General features: G+C 61.6%; 17 protein-coding genes. 6 read left to right on the plus strand and 11 right to left on the minus strand.

The annotated features are described in order from the left end of the window. Positions 1–17 precede the first annotated feature (17 nt). The 5 genes from B5T_RS21985 to mnmG all read right to left on the minus strand — a co-directional run bounded on the left by B5T_RS21985 (position 18) and on the right by mnmG (position 5,035). On the minus strand, positions 18–446 hold the full coding sequence (locus tag B5T_RS21985) for an ATP synthase subunit I (RefSeq protein WP_014996734.1): 429 nt from the start codon (positions 444–446) through the stop codon (positions 18–20). 250 nt (positions 447–696) lie between these two features. Further along, positions 697–1,623 (minus strand): ParB/RepB/Spo0J family partition protein, encoded by a 927-nt coding sequence (locus B5T_RS21990; protein WP_014996735.1) that lies wholly within the window; start codon positions 1,621–1,623, stop codon positions 697–699. 71 nt (positions 1,624–1,694) lie between these two features. Next, positions 1,695–2,507, minus strand: coding sequence for a ParA family protein (locus tag B5T_RS21995; RefSeq protein ID WP_014996736.1), 813 nt, complete (start codon positions 2,505–2,507; stop codon positions 1,695–1,697). Positions 2,508–2,534: 27 nt separating this feature from the next. Then, positions 2,535–3,152: a 16S rRNA (guanine(527)-N(7))-methyltransferase RsmG gene (gene rsmG, locus B5T_RS22000; protein WP_014996737.1), complete on the minus strand. Its 618-nt coding sequence runs from the start codon at positions 3,150–3,152 to the stop codon at positions 2,535–2,537. Continuing rightward, complete coding sequence (gene mnmG, locus B5T_RS22005) at positions 3,149–5,035, minus strand: tRNA uridine-5-carboxymethylaminomethyl(34) synthesis enzyme MnmG (RefSeq protein ID WP_014996738.1); 1,887 nt, start codon at positions 5,033–5,035, stop codon at positions 3,149–3,151. Before mnmG ends, rsmG begins: the two co-directional genes overlap by 4 nt. 153 nt (positions 5,036–5,188) lie before the next feature. Here mnmG and B5T_RS22010 point away from each other — a divergent pair, with 153 nt between their 5' ends. The 3 genes from B5T_RS22010 to B5T_RS22020 all read left to right on the plus strand — a co-directional run bounded on the left by B5T_RS22010 (position 5,189) and on the right by B5T_RS22020 (position 9,817). Beyond that, the gene (locus tag B5T_RS22010) at positions 5,189–6,895 is read left to right on the plus strand and encodes a potassium/proton antiporter (protein ID WP_373287302.1); all 1,707 of its coding nucleotides are present in this window, start codon (positions 5,189–5,191) and stop codon (positions 6,893–6,895) included. Between the two features lie 15 nt (positions 6,896–6,910). Then, positions 6,911–7,720, plus strand: coding sequence for an SDR family NAD(P)-dependent oxidoreductase (locus tag B5T_RS22015; protein ID WP_014996740.1), 810 nt, complete (start codon positions 6,911–6,913; stop codon positions 7,718–7,720). Positions 7,721–8,002: 282 nt separating this feature from the next. Continuing rightward, positions 8,003–9,817, plus strand: coding sequence for an acyl-CoA dehydrogenase C-terminal domain-containing protein (locus tag B5T_RS22020; RefSeq protein ID WP_014996741.1), 1,815 nt, complete (start codon positions 8,003–8,005; stop codon positions 9,815–9,817). Positions 9,818–9,962: 145 nt separating this feature from the next. Here B5T_RS22020 and B5T_RS22025 read toward each other — a convergent pair whose 3' ends face one another. Together B5T_RS22025 and B5T_RS22030 are read right to left on the minus strand one after the other, a co-directional pair. Continuing rightward, positions 9,963–10,544 carry an HAD family hydrolase gene (locus B5T_RS22025; protein WP_014996742.1) on the minus strand — a complete coding sequence of 194 codons (582 nt, stop codon included), beginning with the start codon at positions 10,542–10,544 and terminating at the stop codon, positions 9,963–9,965. A 108-nt stretch (positions 10,545–10,652) separates the two neighbouring features. Next, positions 10,653–13,076 carry an ExeM/NucH family extracellular endonuclease gene (locus B5T_RS22030; protein ID WP_014996743.1) on the minus strand — a complete coding sequence of 808 codons (2,424 nt, stop codon included), beginning with the start codon at positions 13,074–13,076 and terminating at the stop codon, positions 10,653–10,655. 255 nt (positions 13,077–13,331) lie between these two features. On the opposite strand from B5T_RS22030, the gene B5T_RS22035 reads away from it, so the two are divergent. The 3 genes from B5T_RS22035 to B5T_RS22045 all read left to right on the plus strand — a co-directional run bounded on the left by B5T_RS22035 (position 13,332) and on the right by B5T_RS22045 (position 15,637). Beyond that, a complete protein-coding gene (locus B5T_RS22035) occupies positions 13,332–14,705 on the plus strand; it encodes a WS/DGAT/MGAT family O-acyltransferase (RefSeq protein WP_014996744.1) in 1,374 nt (457 codons plus the stop codon). 231 nt (positions 14,706–14,936) lie between these two features. Then, positions 14,937–15,140, plus strand: a complete 204-nt coding sequence (gene cspE, locus B5T_RS22040; RefSeq protein WP_014996745.1) for a transcription antiterminator/RNA stability regulator CspE — start codon at positions 14,937–14,939, stop codon at positions 15,138–15,140. Between the two features lie 161 nt (positions 15,141–15,301). Then, complete coding sequence (locus B5T_RS22045) at positions 15,302–15,637, plus strand: glutathione S-transferase N-terminal domain-containing protein (protein WP_014996746.1); 336 nt, start codon at positions 15,302–15,304, stop codon at positions 15,635–15,637. Here B5T_RS22045 and gdhA read toward each other — a convergent pair. From gdhA to B5T_RS22065, 4 genes are read right to left on the minus strand one after another with little or no spacing between them, the layout of a single operon-like run. Next, positions 15,565–16,899 carry an NADP-specific glutamate dehydrogenase gene (gene gdhA / locus B5T_RS22050; RefSeq protein WP_014996747.1) on the minus strand — a complete coding sequence of 445 codons (1,335 nt, stop codon included), beginning with the start codon at positions 16,897–16,899 and terminating at the stop codon, positions 15,565–15,567. The two genes, B5T_RS22045 and gdhA, sit on opposite strands and share 73 nt — an antisense overlap. A gap of 17 nt (positions 16,900–16,916) precedes the next feature. Further along, positions 16,917–17,579 carry a M48 family metallopeptidase gene (locus B5T_RS22055; protein ID WP_014996748.1) on the minus strand — a complete coding sequence of 221 codons (663 nt, stop codon included), beginning with the start codon at positions 17,577–17,579 and terminating at the stop codon, positions 16,917–16,919. A gap of 35 nt (positions 17,580–17,614) precedes the next feature. Continuing rightward, entirely contained in the window at positions 17,615–20,716 is a 3,102-nt protein-coding gene (locus B5T_RS22060) for an efflux RND transporter permease subunit (protein WP_014996749.1), read from the minus strand. Continuing rightward, a complete protein-coding gene (locus tag B5T_RS22065; RefSeq protein WP_014996750.1) occupies positions 20,716–21,804 on the minus strand; it encodes an efflux RND transporter periplasmic adaptor subunit in 1,089 nt (362 codons plus the stop codon). Before B5T_RS22065 ends, B5T_RS22060 begins: the two co-directional genes overlap by 1 nt. Between the last annotated feature and the right edge of the window lie 59 nt (positions 21,805–21,863).

Here is a 21,863-nt window from a genome sequence, read left to right on the forward strand (position 1 = left end):
CCTACCTAGTCGTCAGTCTAGTCGTCTTGCCCGTCCCGCTCCGCTCCCAGGCGGCGATCCAGGCGCATCACCTGAATCCATCCGACAATCTGCGTCAGCAGAAACCCCAGAAGCAGGACCGTTACATTCCTGAACTCGCGCGAAAGCCGCACTTCGGCGAAGGTCAGCCCGAAGAGCGCGAGCATTATCAAAACTTTTCCGGCTTCGCCCCGAATGGCGGCACCCGCCATGCGATCGGGCTTGATGTTGCCCGGGTGAAGCCATACCTGGTAGCCACCCCAGGCGTATGCGATCAGGCTGATGGCCGAGCCCCAGGCTGCAAACAAGCCCGCGGTGGCATCCGCCAGCACCGTGCTCAGTATGGCGACAATCACCAAAGTGATGATTTGGGCGCGCATCAAGCCCCAGAACAGTGTTCTGCGGGCTCGTAAGTCGAAGCTGGTCACCGTGCTCCCGTGTTTGGCTACTGGTGAAAAAATCGATTCACCAGGCGAAGGTCGCGGGTACCCCCTGATCTTGGCGCGGGAAGTATATGGGGAAGGTTATCCGGTATCAACCGGCTGAGCGCGATAGTTTGGCCCAATTTGATAAAAAAGAGCCCAAAAAACAGACGGTTGCTCTTTCGTATACAAATAGGCTTTATTCGTATCCACCCAGGACTTGCAAAGCGTCCTCCTTTTTCCACCAAACGTCAAGTTACTTGATGTGGGACAGGATGCCGTCGAGTTCGTCCAGATTGTTGTAGCTGATCACCAGCTTGCCTTTTCCTCCCGAGCCCTGCTGGATTTGCACCGGCGCGCCGAGACGATCCGACAAATCGGTGATCAGGGAGCGGACATTGGGGTCTTCCCTTTTCGGCGCCGGCCTGGCCGGCTTCTGCTTCTCGAATTCCCGCACCAGCACTTCGGTCTGACGCACGGAGAGCCCCTTGGCCACCACCACGCGGGCCGCTTCCACCTGCTTGTCGCCCGCGAGCGCCAGCAGGGCCCGGGCGTGCCCCATTTCCAGGTCACCGTGCTCAAGCAGCTTCTTCACGTCCCCTTCCAGCGTCATCAGACGCAGCAGGTTGGTGACCATGGCACGGGATTTACCCACGGCATCCGCCACCTGCTGGTGAGTCAGGCCAAATTCATCCTTGAGCCGCGACAAGGCCAGCGCCTCTTCCATGGGATTGAGGTTTTCCCGCTGGATGTTCTCGATCAGCGACATGGCGATGGCGGCTTCGTCCGGCACCTCACGGATCACCGCGGGGATGGAGTCCAACTCGGCCATTTGCGCGGCACGCCAGCGGCGCTCACCGGCAATGATCTCGTAACGATTCTCGCCGAGCGGACGCACCACGATGGGCTGCATCACGCCCTGGGCGCGGATCGACTCCGCCAGCTCCTCGAGAGCGTCGGCGGACATGTCCTTGCGCGGCTGGTAACGGCCACGCTGCATGAACTCCACTGGCAAATGGCGCAGTTCCCCATCCCGGGGCGGACGTTGTTCCTGCTGAGCCGGCTCAGCCGGGCTGGCCGCGGCACCGACGGCGACTTCTTCCTGATGTTGCTGATAGCTCGCACTGGTGCTGAGCAGGGCATCGAGTCCTTTGCTGAGACCGCGTTTACGCTTTGCCGCCATGATTCAAACTCGCTCATGTTCGGTTGCGGTGACACTTCGCCACCGGAGGTTGTTGCCCGACGTCACCGCCTTCACGGCGTCTCGGGGGGCTGCTGGGAGGGCGCTGTCGAGGCCACCGCCTGCTCGCGCCGCAGGATTTCACCGGCCAGCGCCAGATAGCTTACCGCACCCCGGGATTTGGGGTCATAGGTGATCACCGGCGCGCCGTGGCTGGGCGCCTCCGCCAAACGCACATTGCGTGGAATGATGGTGCGATAGACCTTGTCGCCAAAGTGACTGATCAGCTGGTTGGAAACGTCGTTGGACAAACTGTTGCGCGGGTCATACATGGTCCGCAACAGGCCGCCGATATGCAGCTTCGGATTCAGTACCGAGCGGATCTTCTCGATGGTGTTCATCAACGAGGTCAGCCCCTCCAGCGCATAGTACTCGCACTGGATCGGCACGATCACCGAATCCGCCGCCGCCAGGGAATTCACGGTCAGCATATTCAGTGACGGCGGGCAGTCGATAATAATGTAGTCGTAGCGGTCACGGATTCCGACCAGGGCATCACGCAGCCGGTACTCCTTACTGTCCAGTTGCAGCAGCTGCACTTCCGCGGCGGTCAGATCCCCGTTGGCGGCCACCAGATCAAAACCGGACTCCTCCGGCGTAATCACGACCGCATCAGCCATATCGGCCTCGCCGAGCAGCACATCCAAGATGGTGTATTCCGGTTCGTGCTTGTCGACACCGGCACCACTGGTGGCGTTCCCCTGCGGGTCGATATCCACCAGCAGCACCTTCTTGCGGGTAGCCGCCAACGACGCCGCCAGATTGACGCTACTGGTGGTCTTGCCGACCCCGCCCTTTTGGTTGGCAATGGCAAAAACGGTGGTCACGAGGCTCCCTCTTATTGGCGACGCGCGTCATTGGCGACGCACGATCAACAGCACCCTTGATTCCGCCAAACCGGGCACGCTCAGGGTTTCGCGTTGCACCCGCCAGCAGGCTGGCAGGGCAGCCATCTCCTGATCGGCGGCGGCGGCCTTCATCGCCAATAACCGGACATCGCCCTGCATCAGGGGTCCGAGTAACTCCAACATGTCCGGCAAGGCGGCGAAAGCGCGGCTGATAATCTGTGATGGAGCCTTACGGTACTGTTCCACGCGGGCGTGCACAACCTCCACGTTATGCAAACCCAGCTCCCGTCGCGCCTGACGGATAAAACGGAGTTTCTTGCCATTGCTGTCCAGCAGCACAAAGGACTGGTCCGGGCGGGCCAGGGCCAGAGGGATACCGGGCAGCCCGGCACCGGTCCCCACATCCAGGGTGTCCACCGGTTCCACATGAGGCAGCACCGCCAGGGAATCGAGCAGGTGGCGGGTGACCATCTCCGCCGGATCACGCACGGCGGTAAGGTTATAGGCGCGATTCCAGCGTACCAGCAGGTCCCGGTAGAGCAACAGGCGGTCCTGCTGCTCCCGGTCCAGGTCGATATTCAGTTCGGTCAGCCCTTGCGCCAGCCGCTGTTGGTCCTCGGTCATGCCTGGCGGGCCGCCCGATGCTGGTGCTTTTTCAGGTAGATCAGCAACAGGGAAATGGCCGCTGGCGTCACGCCGGGAATACGGCCGGCCTGGCCGATGGTTTCCGGGTGGACCTCGGCGAGCTTCTGCTTGACCTCATTGGACAACCCCTGCACCTGACCAAAGTCGAAGTCCGCCGGCAAACGCTGATGCTCGGCGGCGCGCAACCGGGCAATCTCCGCCTCCTGACGGTCGATGTAACCGGCGTACTTGGCGAGGATTTCCATCTGCTCCACCACCGGCGGCGCCTCCGGTTCCAGCCCCACCGCGCCAATCAGGGCGTGGTAGTCGATTTCCGGGCGCTTGAGCAGATCCAGCAGGTTGTACTCATGGGGCAGCGGCTTATCCACCAGGGCATTGATCTGGTCCGCCTCCGCCGTCCCCGGGCGCACCCAGGTGGCGCTCAGGCGCGTCTGTTCGCGCGCCATCCCTTCACGTTTGTCGTTGTAGGCGGCCCAGCGCTCATCGTCCACCAGCCCCAGCTCGCGGCCTTTTTCGGTCAGACGCAGGTCGGCGTTATCCTCACGCAGTAACAGGCGATATTCGGCGCGGCTGGTGAACATGCGGTACGGCTCGCGGGTGCCCATGGTGATCAGATCGTCCACCAGCACACCCAGGTACGCTTCGTCCCGGCGCGGCGTCCACGGCGCTTTCTCCTGGCTCATCAGGGCCGCGTTCAGACCCGCCAGCATGCCCTGGGCACCGGCTTCTTCATAGCCGGTGGTGCCATTGATCTGGCCGGCGAAGAACAGCCCCGGCATGTGCTTGGTCTCAAGGCTGTGCCGGAGATCCTGGGGATTGAAGAAATCGTACTCGATGGCGTAGCCCGGCCGGGTGATGTGCGCGTTCTCGAACCCGCGGATGGAACGTACCGCCGCCAGCTGGATATCGAACGGCAGACTGGTGGAGATGCCGTTGGGATACAGCTCATGGGTGTTCAACCCTTCCGGCTCCACGAACACCTGGTGGCTGGTCTTGTCCGGATAGCGGTTGACCTTGTCTTCCACGGACGGGCAGTAGCGCGGCCCCACGCCTTCGATAACGCCGGCGAACATCGGGCTGCGGTCAAAGCCGGAACGAATGATCTCGTGGGTGCGCTCGTTGGTATGGGTAACATGACAACACACCTGGCGCGGATGGTCCTCCACCCGGCCCAGGTAGCTCATCACCGGGGTGGGGCTGTCACCCCACTGTTCCTCCATCACGGAGAAGTCCACGCTCCGGCCGTCAATACGCGGCGGCGTGCCGGTTTTCAGCCGATCAACACGGAACGGCAACTCACGCAGCCGGCGGGCCAGAGCATTGGAAGGCTGATCACCGGCCCGACCGCCCTGGTGGTTTTCCATCCCCACATGGATGACCCCGCCGAGAAAGGTCCCCGCGGTGAGCACCACGGCATCGGCGTGGAAACGCAATCCCATGCTGGTCACCACCCCCACACAGCGGTCCTGCTCGACGATCAGATCATCGGCGGCCTGCTGGAACAGTGTGAGATGCGGCTGATTTTCCAGAGCATGGCGGATGGCGGCTTTATAAAGGATGCGATCGGCCTGGGCACGAGTGGCGCGCACCGCCGGCCCCTTGCGGGCATTGAGCACCCGGAACTGGATGCCGGCCTGATCGGTGGCGCGGGCCATGGCCCCGCCCAGGGCATCGATTTCCCGCACCAGATGGCTCTTGCCGATGCCACCGATGGCCGGATTGCAACTCATCTGACCCAGAGTCTCGATATTATGAGTGAGCAACAGGGTTTCCACGCCCATGCGAGCCGCCGCCAGGGCCGCTTCGGTGCCGGCGTGGCCACCGCCAATCACGATCACGCCAAATCGCTGGGGAAAGTCCATGGAAATGTCTCGCTCAGAGTGCCGTACCCAAAGAGGGCTGTGCAAAATATGATCAGTCCGGGCGCGCTAGTATAGTGCCATGGGAATTAAAAGAAAGGCCCGCCGGTCTGTTATGATGATCCTTGTCTTTATCCTCCCCCCGATATTCCAGGAGTGCATTTGGATTCGTTGAATCTGTTTCTGCTGATCGGCACCGGATTGATGTTCATCGGGCTGCTTTTGGGCTCCCTGAGCACCCGCATCGGCGTACCGTCCCTGTTGATGTTCCTGCTGGTGGGGATGGCCGCCGGTGAGGATGGCATCGGCGGTATTGAATTCGACGATCTTTCCACCGCGTACGTTATCAGTAACATCGCCCTGGCGGTCATCCTCATGGATGGCGGCCTGCGCACCCGTATGGACACCTTTCGCCTGGCCCTGAAGCCGGCGCTGTCCCTGGCCAGCCTGGGCGTGGCCATCTCCGCCGCCCTGGTCGGCGCCTTCACCACCTGGCTGATGGGCGTGGACTGGCGCCTGGGGCTGCTGTTGGGCGGCATTATCGGCTCCACCGACGCGGCGGCGGTATTCAGCGTGATCAAGGGCGCCGGGGTCAATATCAATGAGCGGGTGGCCAGCACTCTGGAAATCGAATCCGGTCTCAACGACCCGATGGCGATCTTCATCACCCTGATGCTGGTCGGCGTGCTGGTGGAGCCGGACGCCGCCTTTGGCTTCGGCATGATCCTGACTCTGGTCCAGCAGTTTGGCCTGGGGGCGATCATCGGCCTGGGACTGGGCGCGGTGCTCAGTGAAATCCTGCTGCGGGTGCGCAGCAACGAAGGCCTGCACGCCTTATTACTGTGCAGCGGCGGTGCCATGGTATTCGCCCTCACCAACCTTGCCGGCGGCAGCGGCTTCCTGGCGATCTATCTGACCGGCCTGGTCGCCGGTAACCGCCGTGGCGGTACCGGGGACAACGTGCTGCGTTCCATGGACAGCATGGCCTGGCTGGCCCAATCCGGCATGTTCCTGATGCTGGGTCTGCTGATCACACCATCGGAACTGGGCCAGCACCTGCTGCCGGCGTTGCTGGTGGCCTTGTTCCTGATGCTGGTGGCGCGGCCGGCGGCGGTGTGGGTGAGCCTGATTCCCTTTATTTTCACCTGGCGCGAAAAGCTGTTCATCGCCTGGACCGGTCTGCGCGGGGCGGTGCCCATTGTCCTGGCGGTGTTCCCGCTGTTGGCGGGTGTGGGCGAGACCCGCCTGCTGTTCGATATCACCCTGGTGGTGGTATTGATTTCACTGCTGGCCCAGGGGGCCAGCCTGCGTTACATGGCACGATTGTTGAAAGTCTCGGTACCAGCGACGGCGTCGCCGAAGCAGATGGTGCCCATGGCGCACTCCGCCAACCGCTATCTGATGCAGTTCGAGGTGGAGGAAGGCGCCAAAGCCCAGGGCCAGCGGCTTGGCACCATTACCACCCAGCGCATTACCCCGATATTGATCATTCGGGACAAGACATTCCTCAATCTGTCCGAGGATCCGCAGATTGAAGCCGGGGACATGGTCAGTTGGTTGGCGCCGCTGAGCGAACAGGACTATCTGTCGGACATGTGCCACAAGATCACCGTGGCGGAAAGACGCTATTTCGGCGACTTCATCGTGCGCGGCAGCGTGCCGGTGGATCAGTTGGTGGCGGTGTACGGTATCCATGAACTGGAGGAGCAGCTCAAGGGCATGACCGTGGAAGCCGCCTTCGAGGACCACTTCGGTCAACACGCTGTGGTGGGTGACACCCTTAAACTGGGCGGCCTGAGACTGCGCGCCCGCACCGTGGAAAAAGGACGGGTGATCATGGCGGGCATCAAACTGCCGCAATAACACAGGAGGGATTCGATGCGATTTTCAGGACACCGGGTTTTGATCACCGGCGCCGGGGCCGGCATTGGCCGGCTGATGGCGGAACGGATGGCAGGCCGTGGCGCGGAGGTAATCGTTACCGCCCGCCGCATCGATGCCGCCCGCGAGGTGGTAAAGCATATCGCCAACGCTGGCGGCACCGCCCACGCGTATACCCTGGATGTGGGAAAAATCAGCTCGATCGCCACCTTGCGTGACAAGATCCATGAGGAAGTCGGGCCGCTGACCATGCTGATCAACAATGCCGGCGTGGTATTCGGCGGCGAATTCGAGCAAGTCTCTCTGGATCAGCATTTGCAGACCTTCAAGGTCAACAGCGAAGGTCTGATGGCCTGCACCCATGCCTTTCTTGACGATCTGATACAGGCGCAGCACGGCCACCTGGTGAACATCGCCAGCGCCTCCGCCTTCATCGGCCTGCCCTACGGCAGCAGCTATGCCGCCAGCAAATGGGCGGTGGTGGGCTTTTCCGAATCGTTGCGTCTGGAACTGGCCGAACGCGGCCTGCGTAATGTGAAAGTCACCACGGTCTGCCCCAGTTACATCGCCACCGGTATGTTCAAAGGGGTAAAAACACCGTTGTTCTCCCCCATGCTGACACCGGACAAGGTGGTCTCCAGCATTCTCAAGGGCATCGCCGCCGGTGAGCCCTTCGTGATCGAGCCGCCCATGGCCCGCTCCGTGGAGCTGCTCAAAGGCGTACTGCCACGCCGCCTTTGGGATCAGGTAGCCAAATACACCGGTGTTTCCACTTCCATGTACAGCTGGAAGGGCAAGCACGACTGATTCGCTCCGGCCAGCTTCCCACAGAGGGGTCTACGAAGGCTCTGTAGGAGCTTGCCCTGCAAGCGAATTTCTTCGGAGTTCAGCCCGATTCGCTTGCAGGGCAAGCTCCTACAGCGGCCTTGTAGCCATCTCTGGACCGCTATTTAGTGCATAGACGTTCCCTCAATCTCCGTCACCTATTTACCCTAAAGCCGCCCCCTTCACGCCTTCCCGTCAATGTCTGTCAACGACCGTTCGCCAACAATGCGGCATCCGGCCCGTTTGCCAACCGAAGGTGTGTTTATGCCGAGTTACAAGGCTCCCCTGCGCGATACGCGCTTTTTGATGAATGAAGTGTTTGATTTCGAAAGCCACTACAAGACGCTGCCCAACGGGGAAGAAGCCACCCCGGACATGGTGGAAGCGATCCTGTCGGAGATGGCCAAACTGTGTGAAAACACCGTTGCACCGCTGTATCAAAGCGGCGATGAGGAAGGCTGCCGTCTGGAGAATGGCCAGGTGTACACGCCCAAGGGCTATCCCGAAGCCTATAGCGAATTCGTCGCTGGCGGCTGGCAAGGCCTGAGCCATCCGGTGGAGTATGGCGGCCAGGGCCTGCCCATGTCCCTGGGCCTGATCAAGCACGAGATGCTCGGCACCGCCAACTGGTCCTTCGCCATGTATCCGGGCCTGTCCCTGGGGGCGATGAACACTATCCAGATGCACGGCACCGACGCGCAGAAAGAAACCTATCTGACCAAGCTGACCGAAGGTACCTGGGCCGGCACCATGTGCCTGACCGAGCCGCAGTGCGGCACCGACCTGGGTCAGGTGAAAACCAAGGCTGAACCCCAGGACGGCGGCGCTTACAAGATCACCGGCACCAAGATTTTCATCTCCTCCGGTGACCACGATCTCACCGAGAACATCATCCACATCGTGCTGGCGCGCCTGCCGGACGCCCCCGCCGGTACCAGGGGCATTTCGCTGTTCATCGTACCCAAGTATCTGCCCGGTCAGATCGGCGAGGACAACGGCGTAAGCTGTGGCGCCCTGGAAAAGAAAATGGGCATCAAGGCCTCCGCCACCTGCGTGATGAACTTCGATCAGGCCATCGGGTTCCTGATCGGCCCGCCCAACCAGGGCCTGGAGTGCATGTTCACCTTCATGAACAGCGCCCGTGTCGGCACCGCAATTCAAGGTGTGGCCCACGCCGAGCGCGCCTATCAGGCGTCCCTGCCCTACGCCAAGGAGCGCCGTTCCATGCGTGCCCTGTCCGGTAAAAAGGATCCGGAACAGGTCGCCGATGCCCTGATTCATCATGGCGACGTGCGCCGCATGCTGCTCAAGCAGAAAGCCTATGCGGAAGGCGGCCGAGCCATGGCGTACTTCACCGCCATGTACGCGGACCATATGATCGCCGGCATGCTGGAAAACGATCAGAAGAAGTACGACAAGTGGGACAGCGAACTGGGCTTTCTCACCCCGATCCTGAAGGGCTTCCTTACTGAAAAAGGCCTGGAAGCCGCCAACGAAGCCATGCAGGTATTCGGCGGTCACGGCTATATCAAGGAACACGGCATCGAACAGATCGCCCGGGACGCGCGCATCGCCACCCTGTACGAAGGCACCACCGGCATCCAGGCCCTGGATCTGCTCGGCCGTAAAGTGCTGCTGACCAGCCGCGGCAAGTGTGTGCGCAGCTTCTCCAAGAACCTGGTGGACTTCGGGCGGCAGAACCTCAAGGACGCCAAACTGCGCCCTTACGCCTGGAAGCTGCTAAAAATCGCCGCCGAGTGGAACTATCTGACCACCCGCATCATGCTGGCCGCCACCAAGGACCGGGACATCGTCTCCACCGCCAGCTACGACTACCTGATGTACTCCGGCTACGCCATGATGGCGTACTTCTGGGCCCTGCAGGTGGCCACCGCCCGCGACAAGCTGGCAAACGGCGGCAACGAGCCGGCGGAGTTCTACAAGGCGAAGCTGGCCACCGCGGAGTTCTACTTCGAGCGTCTGCTGCCCTCTGCCAAGGGCCACGCCGACGCGGCGCTCAAACCCACTCGCAGCACCATGCAGATGAGCGCGGAGCACTTCTCGTTCGACTACGAGTAAGCGTTTTCGCGCCACTAATCGCGGTTAATCGACCGCTCCCACAGGAAGACTTGCGCTGTCCCTGTGGGAGCGGTCTTCTTCATCCAGGAAAGAACCGCGATGATCTTTCAATCCGGCGTTGTTCGCGGTTTGCGCCATTGCCGGATTACAACCAGTCCAGCACCTCGCCAAGGTGATCCAGCACCAGATCCGCCTGGTCCTCGAAGTGTCGATTCTTCCCATTGCGCAACAATCCCGACGCCATGCCGGCATTGCGGGCGGCCTGGAGATCGAAGACGAAGTCCCCGACGTACACCATGCTAGCCGGTCGCAATCCGAGGTAATCAGCGATCAACAGCAAGCCCTCGGGATGTGGCTTCGGAGCACAATCCTCGCGGGTCAGAATCAGGTCCACCGGCAACCCCAGCACGGCGTTGGTCCGTGCCACCGCCGCCCGGCTGTTACGGGTGAGGATCCCGGTGGGGACACCGTTTCGATGAAGCGTTTCCAGAACGTGCTGTGCGCCGTCGATCCAGGTGGCCGCCGACGCCCCTTCCATTTCATGGCGATCAATCACCGTACTCGCCCAAGCTGCCTGCTCCGGGTCTTCCAGGGTCGCCAGGTGCTCAAGCACGCCGATGCCTTCGGGAAACCCCAGCTCCCGCCGTAAGGCGGCAAAATCCAGACGGGTATCCACCAAGGTCCCGTCCAGATCAAACAACACCGCCGTAAACGGTCCCTCGGTCATAACAGCGGCCTCTCCACTAAACACGGATCCCTCAATAGTCCGACATCGCACCATGGCGGATTATTGGCACCCAGGACGGCACTGTAAAGCGACCGATACCGTCGTCCTTCAACGACGCATCCGGCGGCGCAGGCCAGCCAGCAACGCCAGGGTGATCATGCCACCGAAGGCGCCGCCGCCTGAGCTGCCAGAGTCGCCGGGCTCGGGTTCCGGCTGGGGCTCTTCACCGCCATCCAGGGCCAGGTCCACCCACACCGGGTCATGATCGCTGGCGCGGTAGGCGTCGGCGGCGTAGAAGCTGTCGATCTGCCCTTCGCTCTTGTACTCGGTGTTGTAATCCAGGGCGCGGGGCTCGTCGGCGTTGATGTGCCATTCACCGGCGCCCAGGATCGCGCTCTCCAGTCCCGCGTCCGCCAGGGCGTGGTCCAGGTAACCGGTTTCGCCCATATATACATAGCTGTAGGCGTCATCGCCGTTAAAACGGGCCAGCAGGTTCTGGTAACCCGTCTCTTCCAGCGTGCGGATCGGATCTTCCTTGGCGTAGGCGTTGAGGTCACCGATGATCAGGGTACCGGCGGCGGCTTCCTCCAGACCGGTGGGGTTGTCCGCCAACCAGTCGGCAAGCATCCGCGCGGACTCGGTGCGTAGCGGGTTCCAGCAACCCTGGCCGTGCTCGGCGTTGGCGTCGTCGTTGTCCTCCGCTTTGGGACAGCTGCCTTTCGACTTGAGGTGGTTCACCGACACCGTGACCACTTCCCCGCTGTTGAGATGGCGGAAGCTCATCGCCAGCGGCTGCCGGCTTTTATCGGTGAAAGGCCCGCCTTCGAGCGTGGCCGGCTGGCCCACCGGTTCCACCACATCGGTGCGGTACAGCATGCCCACGGCGATGGCATCGGTACCCAGTTGGTCCAGTCCGGGGTCAACAAAGGCCCAGGACGTTCCCAAAGCCTCCGTCAGTTCGGCGATGGCGGAGTCGGTCCCGTAGCCGTCGTTCTCGATTTCCATCAGTCCGATGACGTCGGCGTCCAGTTGCGACAGGGCGGTGAGAATCTTCGCTTTTTGCCGTTCGAATTCGGTCGGGTTATCGGCGCCCCGGTTGTCTGGATCATCAAACCCGCCGCCATTGCCGTCACCGTTGAAGAAGTTCAGTACGTTGAACGCCGCCACCCGCAGATTGCTGCCAGCGGTGCGGGCAGGCGGCTGCGGACGCGGGTTGGCGGCTTCGATCTGTACCGATACCGGCTGGATGCGCCAGTCATTGAAGCCGTAGCTGACAATGCCTTCCAGTTCGGTGACGGTGTCCCCGACCCGCAGGGTATTGGTGGCGGACAGGCCGCCTTCGGGGTAGATCACCGGATCCGGATTCTGCGCGTTGCCAGCATCATCCAACAAAATCCGGTTGAGGGCGTTGGCTTCGGCCACCGCGTTGGCGGCGTCTCCGGGTTCGGCCGCGTGGGTGGGAATCATCCGGCGACCGTGGCTGAGCATCATCGAGCCATAACGAGCCAGATCATAAACCTCGCTCACCGTCAGGGTCTGATCGCTCACTACCCACATCCCTTCCAGAGCTTCCAACTGATCCGGCGAGGTCAGCGGCAGCGTCAGTGTCGCCGGCGTCACCGCCACTTGATCGGCGCACACCGCACCGTCGTTCCAGGCGATCTGGGTTTGTCCTTCATACTCGTCAATGGCGCCACTGACGCGGACCTGATTGCCCGCCTGCACCGAAACCTCATTGTTACCGGTATAGACGAACAGACCCTCGGAGGTCAGGTCATCCTCGTCACGGTCGACGTCTTCCTCGATCACGAAGAAGCCGCTGAGGTCCGGGAAGACTCCGGTGACCACCGCTTCCACCACATGCGCCTCGCCGGCCAGCGGGGAAGCGTCTCCCTGCCCCTGGATTTGTGAGATCAGGGTGGAGGGATCGCCGCAGCTGCCCAGATCCACCATCGGAGGTTCTTCTTCCGTTACTTCCTCTCCGGGCAGGCCCAGACCGCTGAAGTCGTTCTGGCCGGAAACGACCCATTGGTCCGCGGGATCGAAGGCGTCATCAATGACGGTGTCTCCGCTGGTCACGGTTTCCATGCGCCGCAGAGTACGGTCCTTGGTGGTGACGTCGCCGCTGGTCCAGGCGTCTCCTGGGTCCTCGCCGACCCGGCCAAAGCTGTCCACCACGGTGTCGCCGTTAAACAGTATGTAGGCGTCGTCACCGTTGTGGTTGATGGCGTTGCTGGGTCGATCCCCTTTACTGATCAGATCGCTGTGGGCTTCGGAATTATCAGTGATGATAACCAGGACGTCCCCGGCTTCCAGGGTCCCGTCCAGCGTCTGGGAGCGCGAGGCCGTAACACCACCATTGGAATACAGTTCAAGACGATAGCCGTCCAGGCTGACGGCGCTGGTGCCATTGTTGTACAGCTCCAGGGCTTTATTGTGTCCGCTGCCCTCGACGTACTCGCTGATCAACACGTCCCCGTGTGCCAGCGACCCCATCAGCATCAAGGCAAGGGTAAAAGAAAAGCGCTTCATTCCGTGCTCCCAAGGTCGTTTACCGCAGGCTAGCGCATGGGGATGACCATCCAGTGGCATGAAGATGGCAGGAATATTGCACCTTTTTAGCACAGGGCGTGAGGGTGCGGAGAATGGATCACACGGCCAACACGGGGTGTCATGATAGGGAGTGCCCGACCGGCTCGATCTTTGATCGCACCGGGCCTGGATTTTAGGGCACTATCGATAATTGCCAGGCAGATAACGCGTTAACCGCATAACAAAGGGGATGGCATGAAATCACTGAGTCCCGTGGACCAGCTCTTTCTGTGGCTGGAGAAGCGCCAGCAACCCATGCACGTGGCCGGGTTGCAGTTGTTCTCGTTTCCCGAGGATGCCGGGCCCAAGTACGTCAGCGAACTGGCCCAGTCGATCCGCGACTATTGCTGTCCCGAGCCCCCGTTCAATCAGCGTCTTACCCGTCGTTTCGGCCAGTATTTCTGGACCGAGGACAAGCAGTTCGACATCGATCATCACTTCCGCCACGAAGCGCTGCCCAAACCCGGCCGCATTCGTGAGCTGCTGTCGCTGGTGTCCGCCGAACACTCCAACCTGCTGGACCGGGAACGGCCGCTGTGGGAGGCCCATCTGATCGAAGGCATCCGCGGGCGCCAGTTTGCCCTCTACACCAAGGTGCACCATTCCGTGGTCGATGGCATCTCCGCCATGCGCATGGGCATGCGGGCGCTGTCCAAGGATCCGCAAGAGCGGGACCTGCCGCCGGTGTGGGCCTATAAACCCGAGAAAAAACAACGCTCTCTGCCCAGCAATCCGGTGGACGCCATGAGCAGCCTGGCGCGCCTGACCGCCGGCGTGAGCAAGCAGGTGGCCACGGTGCCGGCGCTGGCGCGGGAACTGTACAAGGTCGGCCAGAAAGCCAAGACCGACCCGAACTACGTGTCCATCTTCCAGGCGCCGGATACCATGTTCAATCAGTGCATCACCGGCTCCCGTCGTTTCGCCGCGCAAAGCTTTGCCCTGCCCCGTCTGCGCAAGCTGGCCGGCACTTTCAACTGCACCATCAATGATCTGGTATTGAGCATGTGCGGCCACGCACTGCGTGAATACCTGATCAGCCAGAACGCGCTGCCGGACCAGCCGTTGATCGCCATGGTGCCGCTCTCCCTGCGCAAGGACGACAGCGCCGGCGGCAATCAGATTGCCTTGATTCTGGCCAATCTGGGCACCCATGTGTGCGATCCGGCCAATCGCCTGCGCATCGTCCAGGCCTCGGTAAAAGACGCCAAACGGCGCTTTGCCCAAATGAGCCCGGAGGAAATTCTCAATTTCACCGCCCTGAGCATGACCCCCACCGGTCTGAACCTGCTCACCGGGCTTGCACCAAAATGGCGCGCGTTCAATGTGATTATCTCCAACGTCCCCGGGCCGCGGGAGCCGTTGTATTGGAACGGCGCCCGCCTGCGCGGCATGTACCCGGTATCGGTGGTACTGGACCGGATCGCCCTCAATATCACCCTGACCAGCTACCAGGATCAGCTGGAATTCGGCCTGATCGCCTGTCGCCGGACCCTGCCCTCCATGCAGCGCCTGCTGGATTATCTGGAAAATTCGATACGGGAACTGGAGATCGCCGCCGGTTTCAAATAGAAACCGGCCTGGGGCCCCATGACGGCCCGCTTTACCCACCGCGGACCACGGTTACAAAAAAATCAGTGGTGCCGGCTGGAAAAGGGGAGTAGAGTCGGAAGTGCTGCAGATTCAGGCAGTGGTGGTTTGTTTTGGTAGTTGCCTTCCCCCGCGCGAAGCTGAGAAGTCTCCGAACACCCTCCTCCGGTTTGCAAGCAAAACCCTATGTAAAGTTTTGAGGTATAGATTCACATGGCTACTGGTACCGTTAAATGGTTCAACGAGTCCAAGGGGTTCGGTTTCATCTCCCAGGACGACGGTGGTGCGGACGTATTCGTTCACTTCAGCGCGATCCAAGGCTCCGGGTTCCGTACCCTGGCTGAAGGTCAAAAAGTTTCCTTCGATATCCAGCAGGGCCCGAAAGGCCCGCAGGCAGCTAACGTAGAAGCCGGCTAAGGCTTCTTAGTACGCTGGAAAGCCCCGCCTCGCGCGGGGTTTTCATATTAAGGACTCAGGGCGACGGCGAAAGCCGGACCGTCAGATTCTCTTTTTTGTCTCTCAACCTCCCCCGCCACGTCTCCCTGTATCACCACAATCGACAACGCCAGGCAGAGACCATGACAATTACCCTGTATGGCGGTGAAGTCAGCTATTTCACTGGCAAAGTCCGCGCCTACCTGCGTTGGGCGGATCTTCCGTTCGAGGAAGTGATCGCCAGTGCCGACGTTTACGGACAGGTCATTCTCCCCTCCGTGGGAATACCGGTGATTCCGGTACTGCGCACCCAAAGCGGCGAGATCCTGCAAGACACCACGGTCATCACTGAAGGCCGCCGCGCCGCTTGTACTGACAAGCGGCGCGAGCCCTGCTTTCCCGCGAATCAGACCACGCCCTGTCGCAACATCGCTTCCGCCACCCGCACGAAGCCGGCCACACTGGCGCCCTGGACATAATCCGGGCGCTCGTCCTGGCCACCATATTCTAGGCACTTGTGGTGAATGCGCGACATGATGTCATGCAGCCGCCGATCCACTTCTTCACGGCTCCAGGGGTGACGCAGGCTGTTCTGACTCATCTCCAATCCGCTTACCGCTACACCACCGGCATTGGCGGCCTTGCCCGGCGCATAGCCGACGCCATGGCCAACCAGGTAGGACACCGCTTCCGTGGTGGTGGGCATGTTCGCACCCTCCGCCACCCACCGACAGCCGTTGTCCACCAAAGCACGAGCGTCCTGTTCGTTCAGCTCATTCTGGGTGGCGCACGGCAAGGCGATATCGCAGGGGAAGCGCCACGGTTTGATGCCCTCCTGATAGGTGAGCTCCGCATGGTGATCGGGTAACTGATGCAGCCGGCCGCCCCCTGCCTGGATCCGGTCGAGGGTTTCCAGGTGCTCGCGAGTCAGTCCGTTGGCGGCGTGCAAGGCACCACGTGAATCCGACAGACTGATGACGATGCCTCCCTCAATCAGCACTTTCTCCGCCGCGTATCGGGCCACATTACCCGCCCCGGACACCGCCACCCGGCGACCCTCCAGCTCCTCATCCCGCTCTTGCAGCATGTATTGCAGAAAATAAACCAGTCCATAACCGGTGGCCTCGGTGCGCAGCAGGCTGCCGCCGAAGACCGGCGACTTGCCGGTGATCGCGCCGCTGTCATGGGAGCGATGAAGTTTGCGATACATACCGAACAGATAACCGATTTCCCGGGCGCCGACACCAATATCACCGGCCGGCACGTCCACGTCGCTGCCGATGTGGTCAAACAGCTCTGCCATGAACGCCTGACAGAAACGCATGATCTCACCATCGGAACGGCCATGAGGATCGAAATCCGCGCCGCCCTTGCCGGAACCCAGCGGCAGATCGGTCAACGCGTTCTTGATGGTCTGTTCCAGAGCCAGGAAACGCAGGACATCGAGATTCACCGACGGATGGAAGCGCAGCCCGCCCTTGTAAGGGCCAAGAGAACCGTTCATCTGCACACGGAAGCCGCGGTTCACCTGCACCCGTCCCTGATCATCCACCCAGGGCACGCGGAAAATGATGACGCGCTCCGGCTCGAACAGCCGGGCGAACAAACTGGGATCCGCGTAGCGGGGATGGTTCCGCAAGAACGGCCCCAGCCCTTCCAGCAAGCCGCCAGCCGCCTGGTGAAAATAGGTCTGATGGGGATCTTTCTCCCGCAGTCCCTTGATCAGGGTATCGATGTCCATAGTCACAGCCTCTCCTTTTATTCAGGCAAAAATTGATCCAATCGTTGTTTTCGTCGACGCCAGTCCGGCATCCGTCGGTCCATCAAGGCATGGAATTGCGGTCCATGATGGGCGTACTCCAAGTGACAAAGTTCGTGCATTACCACGTAGTCGATCACCTCAAGGTCATAGCGCATCAGCGCCAGATTCAGATTGATGTACCCCCGCTGGGACAAGGAACCCCAGCGGGTGCGCATTTTCTTGATCCTTAGTACCGGCGCGCCATGGCCTCGGGCGGCGAACCAGTGGAATTGCCGCTCGATGCTGCGCAGGAATTCGCCACGCGCCAGCCGCCGCCACCAGGCTTCCACCGCTTCCCTGACCGCCTCTTCCGACGCCGGCAGCGGCATCGCCACGGTCAGAGTATCGTGCTCCAACCCCACCCGGGTTCTGGCCGCTTCGACCAGATTCAGACGAACCGGCCGCCCCAGGTGGGGCACGGTGTCACCATCGCGCCAATGCTGGCGCGGACGCGTGCGCCAATAATCCTGCTGGCGCCGAATCCAATCCTGATGTTCGCGCACGAAGTCATCAATATGCCGACGGCCAAGGCGCAACGGCGCACGGACCTCGATCTGGCCGTCGGGCGCCACTCGTAAAGCCAGTGTGCGTCGCTTGGAGCGAACCAGTTGATAATCCATGTGAGTTGCCTGGAGATAGCGGATATAGGACGCGATCAGCGATCCGTTTCTTGTTGCATTTCCGACGCCAGCTGCTGAGCCACCGCGTCCGCCGGGCGGGCGTAGGGAGCCAGCCACAGATAAAGCACCGGAATGATGAACAGGGTGAGAACGGTGGCGAACAGCAGGCCGCCGAGAATCACCACGCCGATGGTCATGCGACTTTCCGCGCCGGCGCCGCTGGCCAGCACCAGAGGAACCGCGCCAAAGATGGTGGAAATACCGGTCATCAACACTGGCCGGAAGCGCAGAATCGCGCCTTGATAGACCGCGTCACGCACCGCCAGCCCCTGGTCGCGCAACTGATTGGCGAATTCGACGATAAGAATACCGTTCTTGGCCATCAGCCCCACCAGCATCACCATGCCGATCTGACTGTAGATATTCAGGCTGTTGCCGGTCACGCGCAATGCCAGAATGGCGCCGGCGATCGCCAGGGGCACCGTCAGCATGATAATCAGCGGATGTATCCAGCTTTCGAATTGCGCCGCCAGCACCAGAAAGACGATCACCAGCGCCAGCAGGAACGTGATCAGGATCGCCGCGGAAGCCTCGGTGAATTCCTGGGCAATACCCTTGTAGCTCAGACGCGCTTCCAGCGGCAGGGTTTCCCGCACCGTCTGCTCAATGAAATCCAGCGCACTGCCCAGGTCATAACCGGGGGCCAGATTCGCCGAAAGCGTCACCGCCGGCAGACGGTCCAGCCGTCTCAGTTCCGGCGCCGCCCCAAGGGTGCGCAGCTCCACCAGGCTGGACAGCGGCACCAGGTCGCCGGCGGCGGTGCGAACATAAACCGAATTGATGTCCTCCGGGATGCGGGCATCCTGTTCCCGCGCTTCCAAAAGAACATCGTATTCACGGCCCCGGTCGATATAAGTCGAGGCCGTCAGGGTGGCGAACATGGCTTGCAGGGTCTGCCCCACTTCAGCGGCGGAAATGCCGAAGTCCGCCGCCCGGTCCCGATTGATCACCACTTCCACCTGCGGCTGGGTTTCCTCGTAATCGGTATCCACGCTCAACAGATTGGGGTTGGCGGCCATCGCGGCGCGCAGGGTTTCGCTCCAGCCCACCACGGAATCGTAATCCTGCCCGCCGATCACCACTTCCAATTCCTGATCGAAGCCGCTTTGTCCCAGCCCCGGCGGGTTAACGGCAAACACGCGCAGGCCGGGCACGGTGGTGACTTCGCCGCGGATGTCGTTAACGATGTCCTGCTGGCTCCGGTTCCGGTCCTCCCAGGGCTCCAGCCGCACGATACTGAACCCGCGCTCGGTCTGTCCGCGGAAACCGACAATGGACAACACCCGAACCGCCAGCCCGTTTTCGATCAAGGGCAGCAGTTTTTCTTCCACCTTCTGGATATGGTGACTGGCGTAAGCGGTGCTGGATCCCTGCGGGGCATTCGCCGACACGATGAACACGCCCCGGTCCTCGGTGGGGGCCAGCTCCCGGGATAACTGGCTGAATACCAGCCCCGCCGCCACGCAGATCAACACCGAGATCACCACAACGGGAGCGGGTCGCTTCAGGGTTTTCCCCAGTCGCGTTGCGTAAGCCCGGTTCAGCCCATTCAGCGCGCGGTTGAGCAGATTGTTCTGTTCCTGCTGTTCCTCTTCCGGAGTATGCGCGTGCAGCCAGCGGGAACACAGCATGGGGGCCAGGGACAACGCCACTATGCTGGAAATGATCACCGCCACGGCCAGGGTAAAGCCGAACTCACCGAACAGGCGCCCGACATCCCCGCCCATGAATGAGATCGGCACAAAGACCGCCACCAGAGTGGCGGTGGTGGCGACAACCGCGAAAGCGACCTGCCGGGCTCCCAGGAAGGCGGCCACCAGACGGCTCTCGCCTTCATCGATGCGCCGCTGGATGTTCTCCAGCATGACGATGGCATCGTCCACCACCAGGCCGATGGCCAGAATCAGCGCCAACAACGTCAGCACATTGATTGAGAACCCGAGAATTCCCAGGCCAATAAACGCCCCAACGATGGACACCGGAATAGTGACCGCCGGAATCAGCGTGGCACGCAGATTTCCCAGGAAAACGAAAATCACCAGGATCACCAGCGTCACGCTCATCGCCAGCGTCACCAGCACTTCCCTGATGGAAGCGCGAATAAACAGAGACTCGTCGTGACTCACATCCAGGCGGATGTCATCGGGCAGGTTATTGCTCACCGCCTCGATTTCTTCGCGGACGTTGTTGGAAACGGTGACGGTATTGGCCTTGGACTGGCGCACCACCCCGAGCCCGATGGCGGTCTGGCCGTTGGCGCGCAACACGGTGTCGTCGTTCTCCACACCCAGCGCCACCCGCGCCACATCCCCCAGCCGCAACAGATAATCGCCCTGGCGATGCACCACCATGTGGTTGAACTCTGCCACCGAGCCAAGCCGGCTATCAGCACGAACGGTGAAGCTGCGACTGTCGGAGTCGAGACGGCCGGCCGGTAATTCCACGTTATTGGCGCGCAGGGCGTTATAGATATCGGTGACCGTGACATCGTTGGCGGCCATGCGTTGCCGATCCAGCCATACCCGCATGGCATAGCGGCGTTCACCGCCGATGATCACTTCGGAAACCCCGCCCAGAACGGCGAAACGGTCCACCAGGGAGCGTTCGGCGAAATCGGTCAGTTCCTGCGGCGCCAGGCTGTTACTGCTGAGCGTGACCCACATGATGGGCCGGGCATCGGCGTCGGTCTTGGCGATCACCGGCGCTTCCGCTTCCTCTGGCAGGCGATTGAGCACCCGCGACACCGCGTCGCGAACATCGTTGGCGGCGACGTCCAGATCCCGTTCCAGATTGAATTCCACCGAAGTGCGGGCGGAACCCCGGCGGGAACGGGATTCGATGCGGCGCACGCCTTCCACCCCGGCGATGGCCCCTTCGATGACCTGAATGATCTGGGTATCGATGACCTCCGGTGCCGCCCCCGGGTACTCCACCGCCACCGATACCTCAGGGGGATCGATGTCCGGATACTCCCGCACCGGCAGCTTCATCAAGGCACTGATGCCGAACACCACGATCAGCAGACTGATCACGGTGGCGAACACCGGACGCTTGATAGAGACATCGCTGAGGATCATCAGGCACTGGTCTCCAGCAGAACCCGCTGGGACGGCAGCAGCGCCCCTTCATCCTCAACCACCGTCACCGGCGCGCCACTGCCAAGCCGGCTGTGCCCGTTAACGATCACCGCGTCGTCATCGCTGAGTCCGTGAACCACTTCGACCCAGCCATCCCGGCGCCCACCCAGCTCCACCGGCAACCGCAGAGCGGTGTCGTTTTCGGCTACCACGAACACGAAGTTCTGGGCGCCCTGGGCAACAATCGCCTGTTCCGGTACCAGCAAGGCCTGATGCTGACTGAGCAGAATATCGATTTGCAGCAACTGCCCCGGCCGCAGCAGCCCATCACTGTTGTCCAGACTGCCTTTCACCGCCAGCGTCCGGCTGACGGCATTGACGCGGGAGTCCAGCAGCGTGACCTTGCCCTGGAAAAGGCGCTCCGGATAGCTGTCGCTGGACACCACCAATACCAGCCCCGGCTTCACCCTGGCCAGATATCGCTCCGGCACCTCGAAGGTCACTTCCAGATTACGCACACTGTCCAGGGTAACCACCGGCGTACCCGGCTGCAGATAAGCGCCGGGGTCGACCTGGCGCAATCCCACCACACCTTCGAAAGGCGCGCGGATCTTATGCTTTTCATAGGTGGCCTGGGCCACCCGCAAAGCGGCTCGGGCCGCTTCCATGCCGTTCTTGAGATTGTCCACCTCGGCCTGGGAAATAGCGCGGCTGTTGATCAGACGGGAAGCGCGCTGGTAATCGGACAGCGCCCGTTGGTATTCGGCGCGCAGCCGGTCCCGCTCACCTTCGGCCTGGCGATCATCCAGTTCCACCAGCAGGTCATCGGCGTCAACGGCCTGCCCTTCCTGGAAATGCACTTGCATCACCCGGCCTTCCACCTCCGCGGACAGCACCACAGCGCGAGTGGCGCGGGCGTTGCCCACCACCTCCACTTTTTCCGTCAGAGGACGTACCAGAGCCGAAATCACATTGACCGTGGTCGCCGGCCGGGTTCCGGCGGCCGCCGGCTCTTCAGCCCGCCACCACCAGAGCAACGCCACCGCCGCCACCACTATCACCACCACCAAGGCGCCCACACGCACCATCTTGTTCTCCGAGCAACAACACCGTCACGGAGGGAACCGCAACCGGGCCGGCACCTATA

This window comes from Alloalcanivorax dieselolei B5 (genome assembly GCF_000300005.1).
Classification (GTDB): Bacteria; Pseudomonadota; Gammaproteobacteria; order Pseudomonadales; family Alcanivoracaceae; genus Alloalcanivorax; species Alloalcanivorax dieselolei.

Excerpts from the sequence above, each read along its gene's own strand:
- B5T_RS21990 (WP_014996735.1), bottom strand. The coding sequence starts at position 1,623 with ATGGCGGCAAAGCGTAAACGCGGTCTCAGCAAAGGACTCGATGCCCTG.
- rsmG (WP_014996737.1), bottom strand. The coding sequence starts at position 3,152 with ATGACCGAGGACCAACAGCGGCTGGCGCAAGGGCTGACCGAACTGAAT.
- mnmG (WP_014996738.1), bottom strand. The coding sequence starts at position 5,035 with ATGGACTTTCCCCAGCGATTTGGCGTGATCGTGATTGGCGGTGGCCAC.
- B5T_RS22015 (WP_014996740.1), top strand. The coding sequence starts at position 6,911 with ATGCGATTTTCAGGACACCGGGTTTTGATCACCGGCGCCGGGGCCGGC.
- B5T_RS22020 (WP_014996741.1), top strand. The coding sequence starts at position 8,003 with ATGCCGAGTTACAAGGCTCCCCTGCGCGATACGCGCTTTTTGATGAAT.
- B5T_RS22025 (WP_014996742.1), bottom strand. The coding sequence starts at position 10,544 with ATGACCGAGGGACCGTTTACGGCGGTGTTGTTTGATCTGGACGGGACC.
- B5T_RS22030 (WP_014996743.1), bottom strand. The coding sequence starts at position 13,076 with ATGAAGCGCTTTTCTTTTACCCTTGCCTTGATGCTGATGGGGTCGCTG.
- B5T_RS22035 (WP_014996744.1), top strand. The coding sequence starts at position 13,332 with ATGAAATCACTGAGTCCCGTGGACCAGCTCTTTCTGTGGCTGGAGAAG.
- cspE (WP_014996745.1), top strand. The coding sequence starts at position 14,937 with ATGGCTACTGGTACCGTTAAATGGTTCAACGAGTCCAAGGGGTTCGGT.
- B5T_RS22045 (WP_014996746.1), top strand. The coding sequence starts at position 15,302 with ATGACAATTACCCTGTATGGCGGTGAAGTCAGCTATTTCACTGGCAAA.
- gdhA (WP_014996747.1), bottom strand. The coding sequence starts at position 16,899 with ATGGACATCGATACCCTGATCAAGGGACTGCGGGAGAAAGATCCCCAT.
- B5T_RS22055 (WP_014996748.1), bottom strand. The coding sequence starts at position 17,579 with ATGGATTATCAACTGGTTCGCTCCAAGCGACGCACACTGGCTTTACGA.
- B5T_RS22060 (WP_014996749.1), bottom strand. The coding sequence starts at position 20,716 with ATGATCCTCAGCGATGTCTCTATCAAGCGTCCGGTGTTCGCCACCGTG.
- B5T_RS22065 (WP_014996750.1), bottom strand. The coding sequence starts at position 21,804 with ATGGTGCGTGTGGGCGCCTTGGTGGTGGTGATAGTGGTGGCGGCGGTG.